The organism is Desulfotomaculum defluvii, assembly GCF_054657375.1.
This window is the reverse complement of the sequence record NZ_BAAHYV010000007.1, coordinates 1581247-1596835: the sequence shown is the minus strand read 5'-3', so window position 1 is coordinate 1596835 and position 15589 is coordinate 1581247. Positions and strand designations below refer to the sequence as shown.

14 protein-coding genes are annotated in these 15589 nt (G+C 41.8%); 7 read left to right on the top strand and 7 right to left on the bottom strand.

Translation table 11 applies throughout. The features are described from left to right. Positions 1-11: 11 nt before the first annotated feature. The 4 genes from ACYQ03_RS14800 to ACYQ03_RS14785 form a co-directional block, all read right to left on the bottom strand. Positions 12-671: an SdpI family protein gene (locus ACYQ03_RS14800; protein WP_459910693.1), complete on the bottom strand. Its 660-nt coding sequence runs from the start codon at positions 669-671 to the stop codon at positions 12-14. After that, positions 671-949: an autorepressor SdpR family transcription factor gene (locus ACYQ03_RS14795; RefSeq protein ID WP_459910692.1), complete on the bottom strand. Its 279-nt coding sequence runs from the start codon at positions 947-949 to the stop codon at positions 671-673. The genes ACYQ03_RS14800 and ACYQ03_RS14795 overlap by 1 nt, the downstream gene beginning before the upstream one ends. A gap of 163 nt (positions 950-1112) precedes the next feature. Next, complete coding sequence (locus ACYQ03_RS14790; protein WP_459910691.1) at positions 1113-3110, bottom strand: molybdopterin-containing oxidoreductase family protein; 1998 nt, start codon at positions 3108-3110, stop codon at positions 1113-1115. A gap of 173 nt (positions 3111-3283) precedes the next feature. Then, positions 3284-3823, bottom strand: a complete 540-nt coding sequence (locus tag ACYQ03_RS14785) for a YpiB family protein (protein WP_459910690.1) — start codon at positions 3821-3823, stop codon at positions 3284-3286. Between the two features lie 215 nt (positions 3824-4038). Between ACYQ03_RS14785 and ACYQ03_RS14780 the strand changes: the two genes are divergently transcribed. Continuing rightward, entirely contained in the window at positions 4039-4953 is a 915-nt protein-coding gene (locus ACYQ03_RS14780; RefSeq protein WP_459910689.1) for an RluA family pseudouridine synthase, read from the top strand. A 152-nt stretch (positions 4954-5105) separates the two neighbouring features. Here ACYQ03_RS14780 and ACYQ03_RS14775 read toward each other — a convergent pair whose 3' ends face one another. Both ACYQ03_RS14775 and ACYQ03_RS14770 read right to left on the bottom strand, forming a co-directional pair. Continuing rightward, positions 5106-6305: an MFS transporter gene (locus ACYQ03_RS14775; protein ID WP_459910688.1), complete on the bottom strand. Its 1200-nt coding sequence runs from the start codon at positions 6303-6305 to the stop codon at positions 5106-5108. Between the two features lie 225 nt (positions 6306-6530). Beyond that, positions 6531-6680, bottom strand: coding sequence for a peptidase (locus tag ACYQ03_RS14770; protein ID WP_459910687.1), 150 nt, complete (start codon positions 6678-6680; stop codon positions 6531-6533). 181 nt (positions 6681-6861) lie between these two features. On the opposite strand from ACYQ03_RS14770, the gene glpX reads away from it, so the two are divergent. From glpX to ACYQ03_RS14740, 6 genes are all read left to right on the top strand, one after another. Continuing rightward, on the top strand, positions 6862-7830 hold the full coding sequence (gene glpX, locus ACYQ03_RS14765) for a class II fructose-bisphosphatase (RefSeq protein WP_459910686.1): 969 nt from the start codon (positions 6862-6864) through the stop codon (positions 7828-7830). A 160-nt stretch (positions 7831-7990) separates the two neighbouring features. Then, positions 7991-8530, top strand: a complete 540-nt coding sequence (locus ACYQ03_RS14760; RefSeq protein WP_459910685.1) for an RNA polymerase sigma factor — start codon at positions 7991-7993, stop codon at positions 8528-8530. Then, complete coding sequence (locus ACYQ03_RS14755) at positions 8527-9975, top strand: peptidase S9 (protein ID WP_459910684.1); 1449 nt, start codon at positions 8527-8529, stop codon at positions 9973-9975. Before ACYQ03_RS14760 ends, ACYQ03_RS14755 begins: the two co-directional genes overlap by 4 nt. Before the next feature lie 3 nt (positions 9976-9978). Next, positions 9979-12342 carry a hypothetical protein gene (locus tag ACYQ03_RS14750; protein WP_459910683.1) on the top strand — a complete coding sequence of 788 codons (2364 nt, stop codon included), beginning with the start codon at positions 9979-9981 and terminating at the stop codon, positions 12340-12342. Next, positions 12339-13268, top strand: a complete 930-nt coding sequence (locus tag ACYQ03_RS14745) for an ABC transporter ATP-binding protein (protein WP_459910682.1) — start codon at positions 12339-12341, stop codon at positions 13266-13268. The genes ACYQ03_RS14750 and ACYQ03_RS14745 overlap by 4 nt, the downstream gene beginning before the upstream one ends. A 1-nt stretch (position 13269) precedes the next feature. Beyond that, positions 13270-14118 carry an ABC transporter permease gene (locus ACYQ03_RS14740; protein WP_459910681.1) on the top strand — a complete coding sequence of 283 codons (849 nt, stop codon included), beginning with the start codon at positions 13270-13272 and terminating at the stop codon, positions 14116-14118. A 186-nt stretch (positions 14119-14304) separates the two neighbouring features. Here ACYQ03_RS14740 and mnmL read toward each other — a convergent pair whose 3' ends face one another. Continuing rightward, entirely contained in the window at positions 14305-15258 is a 954-nt protein-coding gene (mnmL, locus tag ACYQ03_RS14735; protein WP_459910680.1) for a tRNA modification radical SAM protein MnmL/YtqA, read from the bottom strand. Positions 15259-15589 lie beyond the last annotated feature (331 nt).

Here is a 15589-nt window from a genome sequence, read left to right as displayed (position 1 = left end):
ACTTTTGAAAGTTACTGCTCCTTTTTTAGTTTAGCATAGGTTAGATAAGAATATATCATAGTAAAGACCATAGGTAAAAAGATGCCTAGCATAAATATTACAGCTCCCAGGGTTCCAGAGATAAATACGGCAAGAAGTGATACACAACCCCCAATAACCATAAGTTTACCGCCCAATCTGTGGGTTTTATTCCAGACAGTTTCATTGGCTAAGGTCCAGGGAAGACGAAAACCGACTAAATAATTATATTTTATTTTACTCATGTAATTTCCCATGACGATGATCAATAACGAAACTGCCATTTTAACAATGAATTCAACATTTACCTGATAGCCCAGTGCTGACAAGATAGGTAAAAAGGTTACTACCATCATAACTCCTACGGTAGCTAACCGCATTTTTTCATAGCTAGGGGCAAATTTAATATAGTTTTGTTTTTTAGGATCAATTTTGGGCACAAAGGTCATTAAGAGATAAATTCCCAATGGAATCAGGGGCATTATCATTGTAGCAGTTAATTTGTGAGAATAACCATCTACTTCTCCATGGATGTTCCAGTGGGTTGGTACTTGCTCAGGTAAGGATGGGTAGAAAGAGGCACATAGGCCCCAAAAGGCCACTAGGATTAAGCTGGTAATCCAGCTAAACTTAATATCAGGGTTTTTATTCATTATTTATCACCTTCTTTATTAATAAAAGCTGCAAACCAAGACATTACGTCCTCTAATACCGAGGTGTTTAAAGAGTAATAAATGAACTGACCCTTACGTTCATCCAACACCAAGTCGGCATTCTTTAAAATATTTAAATGATGAGAGATACTGGGTTTTGAGATATTAAAATGATTGGCAATATCACCGGCTGTAAGGTCGTTTTCACGCAGCATTTTTAATATCTCTCTTCTGGTAGGGTCTGATAATGCTTGAAAGGTACGATTAATGCCTGCCATAAAGTTTCCTTTCTTAGATATTTATAAATTTATCTAACTATCTACAATATAACTTTTTTATAGATTAAAGTCAACGAAAAATCACCTAGGAATAAAAACAGCACCGTACTCTAAGAAGTAGGGTGCTGACCAGGTGTAAATTGCCTGCAGGGCAATTTGTGCTTTAACAGGGATCAATACGACATAGGCAATCATAATAAGGGGTTCCTAAACCCATATCTGGGATGTACTGGGGAGTAAGAGTATTTACGTTGTTACCATGGCTTGACCAGAAACCTTGATATATCAAAACTGTATCTCGTCGTAATTTATTGCTTAAAACAGTGGTAAATTTAGCTTGTCCCCTTTGGGTGGCTACAGTAACTTTTTGGCTTTCTTTAATTCCCAGCAGGCCAGCTGTTTCTGGGTGTAGATAAACTGGCTGAATTAGCTTACTTTTCTCTGAAAGATTCCAAAATTGTGAGTGTAAGTATTCCGGGTGATGTGCTGTGATTAGATGAAACGGGTAAACCTTTGCTAAATTGGGATCATTCAGGGGGCTTTCAGTGTTTTCCACATACTCTGGTAGGGGGTTAACTCCATCTGCTGCCGCCAATTGTGAATACAGCTCAAATTTGCCACTGGGGGTAGAAAAACCTCCCCCCTGCCAGGGTACATCAGGAGACAAAGGATGCCTAACAGGGCCATCCTTTAGTTTTTCCAGGGTGATACCAAATTCACCCAAGGGACTTAAGGATTTTTTCAACCATTGCTCAGCAGTCAGATTAGGAAAACCAGCTAAGCCCATATATTGCGCCAACCTGGAAAAAATATGATGGTCGGAGCGACACTGGCCTAGGGGTTCAATAATCTGGGGCGAATAGGACAAATAATGATTCCAGGAGGAATATATTACATCTTCTTCTTCCAGAAAGGTCGTACAAGGTAAAAATAAATTAGAATATTGAGCAGTATCGGTGAGAAACATATCAACCACAACTGTAAATCGAGATTGGGAAAAGGCCTTGCGAACTTCCGTGATATCTGGTAACTGGGTCAAGGGATTAGAACGGGTTACAAAGATACCTTTAACAGGTGGAGAGTCAGCCTCCGACAGTGCTTTACCTAAAATTGGCCAGGGCAAAGAACGACTCCTGTGGGGGAGTTCATTACCGGAAATGGAATTAAAAAAGCCTTTCCAATGTCCACCGGCATAATTGGCCCCACCGCCAGATTTACCAATGTTTCCTGTAATGGCAGCTAAAGCATCGATGGAGCGAATGGTTTGGCCCCCATTGGTATAACGTTGTAATCCGTAGCCAAAGAAGATACTGGCAGGTTTAGTGGTAGCATACATCTGGGCTAACTGGCGAATTGTCTCAGCTTCTACCCCTGTAATGGTAGCAACCAATTCCGGCGTGTAGTTCTGAACCATTTGGCTAAATTTACCATAACCATAAACATGCTTATGAATGTATTCTTGGTCAACCCAGTGGTTATTGATAATTTCCCTAGCCAATGCAAGGGCCAGGGCTCCGTCTGTACCCGGGCGAGGGGCAATATGAAAATCGGCTAAGGCACAGGAGGCAACTTTGATCGGATTAATTACAACAATCCTACAGCCATTTCTTTTAGCTTCCTTTAATAGAGGTAGCATTTGAATGTTGGTGGCAGCAGGATCACGACCCCAGAGAAGGATCAAACGAGAATGCACCATATCCTCCCAACTGTGTAACTGCAGATGCCCAAAATCATATTTTTGGGCCTGATGACCACTTCCCCAACAAATACTACCGGCAGGCTGGGTACAGCCGCCGAGGGCATTAAAAAAGCGTTGTGAGAGTGTCTTTAAGATCCCCTCAGAACCGCCGCTATCATGGTGCAGTAAGGCCAGTGGTCCGTAGCTATTGATGATTTTTGTCACTTCAGTTGAGATTATTTCGTAGGCATTTTCCCAGGTTATTGGTTGCCACCCACCGTCAGTTTTTCGTAATGGCGTAGTAATACGTTCTGGGCTATAAAGTCGCTGAAGATGTTTGTGGCGTCCCTTGCTACAAATTAAGCCCTTATTAACAGGGTGATTTTCGTCACCGGAGATATTAACTATCTTACCGTTTTCAACACTTGCCACTAGGCCGCAATGGGCGAAACAATCCAGTGGGCAATTTGTTTTTATCTGCATAGGCTGCTCCCTCCCTAAGCCATTTTAACATAAATATACAGTTTTCTACGACAGCCAAAAATGCGACACTGGGGACGGTTCTCGCTGTCGCAAAAAATGCGACAGCGAGAACCGTCCCCAGTGTCGCATATAAGAAAGACCCCGGTCAGTAAGACCGGGGTGATATAGAAGTCTTATTCGTAAGTTAATTTTTGTAATTCCTCTGTTAAACGTTTAAATTCTTGCATGTTTTTATCATCTAAGGATTGGTCGATTTTCAATAAAAGTGCTTTCCTTTTAGCTTCTTTTCGATTGACACTTTTTATGGCTTCAACCAACATTTTGTGGGCAATGGAAGCAGGGCTAGGTTTTGCCTTTATCTGTCTTTTGCTTTTTCGGAAGCAAAGATGACAGCCTGGAGGACTTGCGAAAGATAACCACATAAAAAGCTTTTGAGGAGGGTTATTTTTTAACTGGTAAATAACCTCATCTATGGAACCATAAGTGATATTATTAAGGCGGAAGTCCAAGGGGAAAGTATTGGTATATACCGCGGAAACTAGTAGAGCATCTTTTTTGTCGTGCAGTTTGTTGGTAAACTCAATTCTGGACAACAGACTCTTATTATCCTTGATTAACTCAAGAATTCGGGCTGCTTCAGGCTTTTTTAACCGGTTGGTACGTAGAAACCAGACGATCATTTCCCTTTTTTCGGCCAGATTATTGACTAGCATGGCGGTCCCCCCTTATTAAATTTTTTATGATGCAAACAATAATTAATTTGACTTTAAGGCCCTTAAATCCTGCTTTTGCGTTTTCGGTAAAATGTGTTATTTTACTTGCATAGGGGTATCTGTTTTATCATATTTAAGTTAGAAAAGATTATTGCTTAAATTGTATTTGGCAATTTTAACATAATGGGTTTTTGTGAAATAGGAGGACAATATTGATGGAGGGCAAATCAATTCCTTTAGGGAAGATAAATATCGTGATATCGAATTCTATGGCAGGGTGGACCGTTCAAAAGGTATTAAGACAGGAATTGAGAGTTTCCCGTACTCTTCTACGTGCCGCCAAAAGAAATGGGGATATTTTATTAGATCGCTTACCCGTTAAAACCAATGTGCTAGTTAAAACAGGCCAGGTTTTGGAACTCCGTATGAGAAACCAAGAAACCAAAGTTATACCAGAAAGGATGGAGCTTAATCTGCTTTTCGAAGATACTCATTTGCTGGCGGTTAACAAACCACCTGGTATGCTGGTTCATCCTTTAACCACTGAACCTACGGGAACCCTAGCTAATGGAGTTATCTACCACTGGCAACAGCAGGGCATCACGGATCATTTTAGACCTGTACATCGCTTAGACCGGGATACTTCAGGAATAATTTTAATAGCTAAAAATCCCTATATGCATCAACAACTACAGCAGCAAATGATGCAGGGGAAATTTGTTCGGCGTTACCTGGCATTGGTAGGAGGAGAAGTATGCCCGAGGCAAGGTGTTATTAATGCACCCATCGATTTGGCTGCTGGCAGTTATATAAAGAGAGTTATTACCCCCAGAGGAAAGCATGCTGTTAGTCATTACAAGGTTCTTCGCTGTGTCAAAGGAGCGAGTCTAGTATGTGTTGAATTGGAGACTGGCCGAACACACCAGGTGAGGGTACATCTGGCCCATTTGGGATATCCTTTGCTAGGAGATTCTCTTTATGGAGGAGATACTGTGAAAATAAAACGCCAAGCATTGCATTGTGCATACCTGGCTTTCATTCATCCCGTAAAAGGAACCTTAACCAAGATTGTCTGTCCAATTCCTGAAGACTTTAAAGATATTCTATGGGGCCGAGCTATTAGTCGTTAGCTATTAGCCATTAGCTATCCTGAAAGAACTTGTGTTTAGGTAGCTGTTAGTGACTAGTGACATGGGTGGGAAGATTCCCCCCGTTAGCTTCGCTGCCACCCCCTCCCAGAGGTGATGTCACGATAGCTGAACTAAAGGCTAAAAGCTAACAGCTAGTGGCTTAAGGAAGTTTGAGCTGGGGACTCTTTAATGGTATTAATCCGAAGGGCTATCACAAGATTTAATAGGGCAATGACCGCTGCGGCAAGGAAAACATATTCGTAGCCGAATTTCATCCACAATAGACCGCCAAAAAAAGGTATGGTCATAGATACAAGATGGTCTATGGTTAATCCCATGGACAGAGTGGGTGTTAAGTCTGCGGGAGTGTCAACAATCTTGTTAAGATAAGTTGCCCGGGCCATGTTGCAGGCAAATAGAAGTTGGTCGCCGACATAGCATAAGAATACTAACCAGATGGCATAATCACCTAAACCAAAATGTTCAGCATAGCCATAACCAATACATACTAGTATCAAAAAAATGGACTCTGCAGCAATAATAATCCTTTCACCAAAGATGTCGATGGCTTTTCCTAGCAGTGCACGGAAAGGAATACCAGCCACTGTACCAACAAGGCCGAGTACAGCAAAGGTTGTTACTGGTTGTTGAAATATTTTAATTAAAACCCAAGGGGCAAAGGTCAGAAAAATTTGCTTACGAGCCCCAAAAAGTATATTTAAAACATAAAATAAAAAATATTTCCTTTTAAAAACTATTTTTTCCCTTTTCACACTACTTTTGCGAGGCTCCATCAGCAGTAGGCAGATGGAGGCAACAATTACACTTAATCCAGCCAGTGCAAAGATAGCAGTATAGCTTAGATGAAAATAACGTATGCCAAGGTACACCACTAAAAATCCAACTAGGGATGCAGCTGTTTTAATGGCGCCAAGCTGTCCTAAACATTTTCCTTCTTCACCTGGTTTTGCCAGGGCCACACCAATACTAGATTCCACAGGCATATATAGGTGAGCTCCAATACTCCATGTTATCATCCAGACAACTGCCCAACTAAAACTAGGTGAAACAAAACCAAGTCCCAATAACCCTAATGCCAAAATGAGGTTGGCCACCAAGGCTATGCGAACATCTGGAAGAAATATTAAAAGTCCGGTGGTAAAAACCACTAAGAATCCCGGTAACTCCCTAGGGAATTCCAGACCACCCCTGGCTACTTCACCTATATGAAATACATCATTTAAAAAGTTATTAAAGGATGGGTCATACAGCCCCGAATAAAGACCAAGAAAAGCACCTGCTAAAATAAAAAGAAAAAAGTCCCGCTTCCTACGGGCCTCATGCTTGTCCATAAGTAAAACCTCACTTTTGAGCTATTAGCTTTTAGTCTTTAGCTATTAGCCATTAATTTTCTTGTAAATTCTGAACATATTACAAACTCCAAAGCCTCTACACAACCCTAAACCAAAATATGCACAAAGCTCAAAGCTGACGAGAGCTAACAGCTAATGGCTAATGATTAATAGCTAACTATCATTTTAACACCTACGTCTAAAAAGGCAATAAAAAAAGGCCCCTTAAGCCTGTTGTAAGGTTCGGATTGCCTTTTGCAAATCCTTGTTTAATCTTGTAAACCAATCCCTTAATTCGCCCTGCTTTTGCAATCGGTCTTCGTTTTGTTTAATCATTTCTGATAAAGCCTTGACTGCTTTTTCCTTTTCAGACATAGATTTAATCCTCCTTCCTAAGACTATTGTACCAAACAATGATTAAAGTTATGTTAATGTTGTATTAAGTTTAAAAATTATGGGTATTTGTGTCAAGTGTAAAAAAAGTCATACATTGGTTAAACAGAGTGCTATAATAATAGTAATAGGTAAGTGTTTATTTCTAAGGAGGTCTTTGGTTGTGGAAAGAGAACTGGCTCTAGAAATTGTGCGGGTTACAGAGGTGGCAGCCCTGGCATCTTCCCGGTGGATGGGCAGAGGTAAAAAGAATGAGGCAGATCAGGCGGCTACAAGTGCCATGCGGGCAATGTTTGATTCAGTTAATATAGATGGTACAGTTGTAATAGGCGAAGGTGAAATGGACGAAGCCCCGATGCTGTATATTGGCGAAAAGGTAGGCAGCGGACACGGTCCTGAGGTGGATGTAGCCGTTGATCCCCTTGAGGGAACCAATATTGTGGCTAAGGGCTTAACTAATGCTCTGGCTGTGGTTGCAATATCGGACAAAGGAAATTTACTTCATGCACCGGATATGTATATGGAAAAGATTGCTGTGGGTCCCAAAGCTGCAGGTCTTATTCATATTGATGATCCCATTCCCAGAACCTTAGAAATTGTCGCCCGTGCAAATCGAAAAAGAATCCAGGATTGTACGGTTATGATTTTGGAACGAGAAAGACATAATCAAATAATTGAGGCTGTTCGCCGTACTGGTGCTAGGGTAAGATTATTTAGTGATGGTGACGTAGGAGCAGCCATTGCTACCTGTTTTGAAGATACAGGTATTGATCTTTATATTGGAACAGGTGGTGCACCGGAAGGGGTTATCTCTGCTGCTGCTATTAAGGCTTTGGGCGGAGAAATGCAGGGACGTTTGGTACCTGATAATCAGGAAGAATATGACCGTTGTGTAAAAATGGGTCTTAAGAATCCTAGGCAAATCCTACTAATGGATGATATGGTTCGGGGGGAAGATGCAATCTTTGCTGCCACTGGAGTTACCGATGGTGAACTGTTGCGTGGGGTTCGTTTTGTTGGTAATGACCGAGCAGAGACTCACTCTCTAGTTATGAGAGCCCATACCAAGACCGTTCGTTGGATAAAAGCTTTACACAGTATTCCCAATAAACCTCATCTGGTGATGGAATAAGTTTGCGCTGTATTTTCATTGATTACCAAATATTAACTAATAGGAAGTCCGCCCCAATATTTGAGGCGGACTTTTTCTGTATTTTACGTTACATAAAACCATAAGAAGACGTCTTTAAATATGAGTACTCTAAATTGTGTGTTTGAAATGAGGTAGTAGAATGACTCCGGCAACCCATAATCGTCACCCAGATGGTGACTTGCCCTTTGAAGAACTTTACGATCGTTATTTTGAGCCAGTTAACAGGTATTTGCGGTACCGAGTTGATACAGCTTGGGACGCAGATGATCTGACGACTACGGTTTTTATGAAGGCATTAGAGAACTTTAGCAAATACAGAGCGGAAGGTCCATTTTCTGCTTGGCTTTTTCGTATCGCCCACAATGTATATGTGGATTATATACGAGGCCGACGTGAATATGTAACCAATGATGGTTTTCTGGAGTCAGCCGTAGGATCTGATGATGGGCCAGAACAGGCGGTATTGCAGGGAGAAGAAATAATTAGACTCCGTAAACTCCTTATTGAACTGGCTCCCGACTATCGTGATGTTGTGGCACTTCGTTATGCTGCGGAGCTTCGGTTTGCACAAATAGCTGAAGTGCTTGGGAAATCCGAGTCAGCAGTTCGGATGCTTCATCACAGGGCTCTCAAGCAGTTAAGGCAAAGGTATGTTTGTGAAGGGGGGAATGTCCGATGACAGAAGAAAGATATGATAACCATGAAAACAATGTTCTTCCCATTGAAAATTTCCTAAAGGCCAAAGAAGAAGAAGAAAATGAAATATCTCAACTGCTAATACATATGAGACAGGTAAGAGAAGCTGTTCCAGTAAATCGGCGGCTGCAAGTGGAATTACGGAAAAAACTCCTTGAAAGACAGAAAGAACTAATGAACCCAAACATGGTGAAGCATTCTTTGCCAGAAGTCAGCAAAGCCAAAAAGCATTCGCAGTACCGCTGGCATCCTAAGTCAGTAGCAATAATAGGAGTTGCGGTAGTAATATTAATGGTCTTTATCTTTGGGTTAGGTCAAATCACCAAGGACCAATACCATCTAGAAGCAGCAGGTTCCCCGCAGGAACTTACCCGTTTTTGGACTGAAGATGTTCCACTGCAGCCCGCCATTAGTCCAGATGGCTCAAAGATATTAGTTGTAAGAGGTGGTGGATTAGTTCTTCTTTCCAATACAGGGACCCAACTGGCTTCATTAGAACCCCCAGTAGGAGCAACGTTCCGATCTCCTGCCTGGTCACCAAATGGAACCCAGGTATCCTTTGTTTTGAGTTACCAGGGTAGTGAAGAAATTAAACATATTGCAGCAGCGGAGTTGACCTCCTCTAGTAATATAAATAGGACCTATTCGGAACCAGAAGCCCTTAAGCAGAGAACAATGGTTTCCTTGGATGGTGCATCACTTAAGGAAGCTAAGGGCACTGAACAGCAAAAAAATTTACACTATTCAAACTTGGTTTACTCCCCGGATGGGCAAAGCTTAGCCTATGTAGTTAATAAACTAGGAGAACCAACTGAGGTTTGGGTCAGGTCTGCCGATGGACATGAAAAAAAGATTATCAATGGAGATGCTCCTACCTGGTCACCAAATGGTAAATTTTTAGTTGTACAACGACCGGGCAGATCTAAAATATATGATCTTTGGCTGGTCAATGTGGAAAGTGAAGATGCAGATCTCCTAGGCCCCGGTGAAAATCCGGTCTGGGGCAAATCTGGCTATCTAGCCTTTTGTACCGAAACCATTCAAGAACGGGTATTAACTTTCCTGCCCAATGGAGAACCCCAATATAAAGTTCGTCAACAGATGGCTGAGATGCGTTCAATATATTTGGGGAAGGATGGCTCTCCAATGTTGAAAAAATTACAAGCAGGTGAAGGTTGGTTAGCCAACAGCCATTTATTGGTTGCACCAGAAACTCGAATCTCTGGAATTGAGATTAACTGGTTAAGGCAGCAAGAAATGAATGGCTCCTATGAACCGAAGACACTGATACTGAATGAGATTTTCAAATGTGAAGGGCAGGTCTTTGGGCCGGAGGATCAATGGTTATTATATGCCCGTCGAGACGGTGACACCGTTGCTTTGCTAAAAGTTATGGTCGAGAAACAGTGGGAGAAAGAGAGGAACTAAGGTATGAGGAGCATACTCAAGGGCTGGTCGAAGTATAGGATCTTCTATCTCTTTTTTATATTTATTTTTTTAATAGCTCTGCCACTGCCTAATTTGGCAGTGGCTAATGATAAGGGGTCCTTCCGTTTGGCCGTGCAGCCTGGTTTAGGCGGTATATACAAAATGGGTTTTTCCACAGGTCTTACAATTAGTGTCTCCAATCAAGGCCAAGCATGCCAAGGCTTGTTAGTCATTGTACCAGACAAAAATTCCCTTCAATTTAAAGAAGCGGAAAATTTACCAGCGCGTTATCAGAAGACCGTTAATATTCCCGCCAAGGGCTTGGTCAAGACAACCCTTATGGTACCTAGCGAATTGATTAATAAGGGTTCTTTGGTAGTACTTCAGGTTGATGGTAAAACTGTGACTGCTGCTCCAATCCAAGGGACAGTTGTTAACGGTGGATTAATAGCTCTAACACTGGGAGAGAAGCCTCTTCAAGGTGGTTTATCTACTTGGTTAGATCAAACCTTTGGTGGTCAAACTGCCATCAAATATATCAAACCAGCCTATTTACCCAATGATGCTATGGAACTTTTGCAAGGGGACCTAATCATTGTGGATGATGTTGCAGTAAAGGAATTAACAGAAAAACAAATTACTATCTTGAAGGACTGGGTATCCTTGGGTGGTATTTTGCTGATTTCTGGCGGGGCAGGTACTTCTCCTGGTGAATTATTGGCCGATATATCACCTGTCATGGCTGAAAAACAAACAGTTATATCTTCTGATCTAGGTGGTCTACAAGTTGTCAATGGGGACATGACTGTTACCACTGGTAGACTACAGGATGGTGAAGTTTTGGCCAAGATAAATGATACAATCCTGGTCGCAGCAAAGGAAATTGGTAAGGGAAGAGTTATATACAGCGGCATACCTCTAGAAAAGTTGACATCAGAATCCGCTAAGGTTTGGCCTTTGATTTTTAGCATGGCTGATGGTTCAAATAGAGCAGATATGAAAGTGCAAATGGCAAGGGAAAAAAGAACTATGGGTAGTGATATGCTGGTTCATGCATCAACATATCTGCCCCAGATAAAAACCCCTCCGGTACCCCAAGTAGCCTTTGCCTGGGGTGTATATGTCATTATCATAGGACCGGCGCTTTATTTCATTTTAAAACGTTATGATCGGCGAGACTGGATGTGGTGGATAATACCCCTCTGTGCAATGGTTACTACTGCTGCAGTTTATTTCATGTCACCGGCCCAAAGGATAAATACTCCTATCAGCCAAACTTTGTCAATAGTTGAAATACTAGATAATCAAAGAGCTGAAATTAATTCTACTGCATCTTTTATTACTCCCTACGGGGGGGATTTAAAAGTAGAGGGGGCCAGTGGAGCTGTCATATTACCAACAAACTACTATCAGGGATATTCACAAAAATCCCCCATCATTCAATACCATATGGATGCAGCTCCAAAGATCACCTTTCCTAATGTAGAATATTGGTCCATGCGTCAGGCTAAAACAACTGTGTTTAAAAAGAACGTAGGAAGTATTGAGGGAAACTTAACCCTAGAAAATGGCTATCTTACAGGTAAAATTGAAAACAAGACAGAAATGGCCCTGAGGGATTGCAGAATATTATTGGGAGGACGTTCCTTATCATTAGAAGATATTCCGGCAGGTGGATATATTACAGTTAAGCAGTCACTGAGCAAATGGCCTAATAGTCTTGGACCTAATGAATTCAGAGACTTGCTTGTGGCTCCCAGTAAGCCAGGCCAAGAAGATAATTTTATCAGGGAGCGACAGATGGTAGATGCCATTCTTGGAACTTCAATGTCTGGACGTAGTAATCAACCTGTGTTTTTTGGTTGGACTGATCAATCCTTAGACATGTTCAAGATTGTATCTAAGGAGGGAGATACTAGAAGTTATAATCTAGCATTGGTCACACAACAACTTAATTTAAATATTTTGGAAAACGGAAAAATCCAACTACCATCCGGTATGTATAGACCGAAAATGATCGAGGGCAGAGGTGCCTATAATGAAACACCTCTAGGCTTTACTCTATATGAAGGAAAAATTGTTTTGGGAATCGACTTAGTATGGCCGTTAAATGGACAAAAACTTCAGGTAATAGAAATTTCCTTGCCTGCACAAAGCAATAAGAACTTTGTCACCCAAATATACGACCAGCGGGATAACAAATGGGTCGAGGTACCCACCAATGGACTTAAGCTTGAAGCAAACCAATTTACACGTTATGCAACTTCTGGTCAAATCCGTGTGCAGATAGAGAAAATCTCTAGCCTGGGGCAGCCTGACCGTGTTGATCTACCTGCAATTTCGGTAATAGGAGGGGAGTCTCGATGAATTCAGTGGAAATAAAGGGTCTCACCAAAATCTATGGCAGTAATCATGCCCTGCGAGACTTCTCTTTAAATATCCCAAAGGGTCAGGTCTGCGGCCTAATTGGACCCAATGGAGCAGGGAAAACCACGGCCATGTCTATCCTAGCTACGCTGCTGGCACCGGATGGGGGATCAGCCACTGTAAATGGCTATGATGTAATGAGTGAGCAAGCTCGGGTACGTCGGCAAATTGGTTATATGCCAGATTTTTTTGGTGTGTATGATAATCTCAAAACTACAGAGTATCTGGAGTTTTATGCTGCAGCCTACCGGATTCCTGTGTCAGAACGATCTCGTTTAATAGGGGATCTGCTAGAACTGGTTAATCTTGCTGACAAGTTCAATAGCTATGTCGATTTACTATCCCGCGGCATGAAGCAAAGACTAGCCTTGGCCCGTTGTCTAGTGCATAATCCTGAAGTATTAATCCTAGATGAACCCGCTTCGGGCCTCGATCCAAGGGCCAGGGCTGAAATGAAAGAAATTATTCGTCATTTACGTCGTATGAATAAAACAATCTTAATTAGCTCCCACATTCTACCTGAATTGGCAGAGATGTGCGATAGTATTGCCATATTAGAACAGGGAAGACTGGTAACCTATGGTCCAGTTGAAGAAGTTACCGCTGCCCGTCAAGGAACAAGGATACTGAAGGTTGACGTAACTGATAAACTCAGCGAACTGCTTGAATTTATTAACCCCAAGCCCGGGGTTGTTAGTGTTGATGGCGAGGCTGGTTGGGCCAGAGTAACCTTTCAGGGTAACAAGAACGACCAGAGTCAACTACTGAAAGAGATTATTGAAAAGGGTTGGTATGTGATAGAATTTGCCGAAATTAAAGGTAATTTAGAAGATGCCTTTATGGCCATGACCGGGGAGGGTGAATAATATGAGAGAGTTAAACCCGGTGCTGTTGAAAGAATTGCGTCAACGATTTCGCACCTACCGATCACCTTTGGTGGTAGTACTGTATTTGCTGGTACTTGGTGGTTTTTCCTTAGGTTTTATTTATTTAGAGTGGCGAAATGCTGCCTATTTCCAGCCGGGGAGCAGCAAAGGTATTTTTACTGTAATTAGTATGGCTCAACTGGGCCTCTTGGCCTTTGTGGTGCCCGGTTTAACGGCCGGAGTTATTAGCGGGGAAAGGGAGCGACAAACATTAAATGTCCTTTTAACAACGGAACTAAGTCCCCTAGGCATTGTAACAAGTAAGTTAATTTCAGCTTGTTCCTTTACGGCATTACTACTGGTTTCAACACTACCACTTTACAGCCTAGTGTTTATGTTCGGTGGTTTGGCCCCAGTACAAATAATTGGTGTACTCAGCTTCTTTTTAGTTTCTATGTTTTTATTTGCAGCCATTGGTGTAACCTGTTCAACATACTTTAAAAGAACCGGCGTGAGCACCATTACGACCTATGGTATTGTCTTTTTCTTGGTTGCCGGAACTGGCTTTTTGGCAGCATTTTTCTACGCACTATTCCAACAACAAGCCCGTATAGCCATGGTTAATTTACATGAAACACCTTTAATAGTACAACTGCTGCAAGATACCAACCCCGTGATCGTCATGCTGAGAATATTGGGTGAAAGTGCCACCATTGGTCCGGGACGAGAGATGTGGTTGCCTTACTGGGGGACCTTTGCCCTGACCTATCTTGTTTTAGGTCTTGTTTTAATACTGTGGAGCGGCTGGAAGTTAAACCCAATTAATCAAAAACGCAAACTGTTTCGCTAACAAAACAGGCACTGGAGGATTATTCCAGTGCCTGTTGTATTGCCAGGTCACAAACCACTGTCTGAAGAATCTAGTAGTTATTAGCCCTCAGCCTTTTTGCATGTTTTGCTTAGGGGGTACTTTAGGACAATGGCTCAGGGCACACGGCCAGCCTCTAAGTCTATCCCATAAGCTGATGGCAGAGGGCTAGAATTTAAGTGCTTTACCATTTAGATAATTGCATTTTTTACCCTGCCAGGTGTCTCTTTCTGCCAATGTCTGTTCTATGGAATGTTTAATCTTCCACCAACTGGTGCTCCAATTAGAAAACAATTGGTTATTTTGAGGACCTTTACCTACCAAGCGTTGAACTACAACTTTGGGGTCTAAATACTCCAGAAAAGTCACAACCCGTGCGATGTATTCCTCGAGGGGGATAATGCTAAATTCCCCGCGCTCATACATGTTAGCTAGTACGGTACCCTTTACTACATAAAGTGAATGTAGTTTTACGTAATGAATACCAAGGGCGGAAAGGATTTTTGCATTTTCAATGACATCAAGAAGATTATCCCAAGGTAAGTTTAAGATAATATGTACGCAGATTTCAAAATTTCTTTGTTTAATTCGCTGAACTGCATCTATAAATTCTGCCAGGGTATGTCCTCGGTTGACCTTTGCTAGGGTGTGATAATTAACTGTTTGCAGTCCCAGTTCAATATTAATATCCAAGCCCCGCTGGAGTTTTACTTCATTTAAAAAATCTAAATAAGCATCATTAATACAATCAGGACGTGTAGAAATGGATATACCCACAATATCTTCCTCATCTACGGCTGCTAGTATGTTTTCCTTAAATTGGGCCAAAGGCAGATAAGTATTTGTGAAGGCTTGAAAATAAACAATAAACTTCTTTGCATTAAAACGTCGAATAAAAAACCCTTTGTTTTCATGTATTTGTTGTTTAATACTCATAGTATTAGGTAGGCATTCAAAACCAGCACCTTTCTCATCACAGAAGATACAACCTCCACGGCCTACGCTGCCATCCCGATTTGGGCAAGTGCCGGGAAGATTTACTGGTAATTTGTATACCTTTTGACCAAACTTTTTAATCAAGTGATCTGAATATTGCCGGTAGCGAATTGATTTTTCTATCATGTTCTAACCTCAAATCCATATTATAGATTAGCTGTCAACCGTCAGCCTTCGGATAGCCTTAGAAAGGCCTGTGCCCCAAGGGTCTTTAGCTCAGGGCCCATGGCTGGTTGTATCTGCCAGATAGTATATCACAGTAATTGTAGTATTAAAATAATTTAGCTCATGCCATCGGCTTTATGATAAATCCATGGGCCATTGCATTTGATACTTCAGGACGGACAATGTATTACTGTGGTTACTCCAGTGACAGGGGGATAACCTGTGTCACCACCAGCTGTCAGCTTTCGACTGCCAGCTTGGAGAGAGGTCTTGTGTCATGCATTGGGCTTTT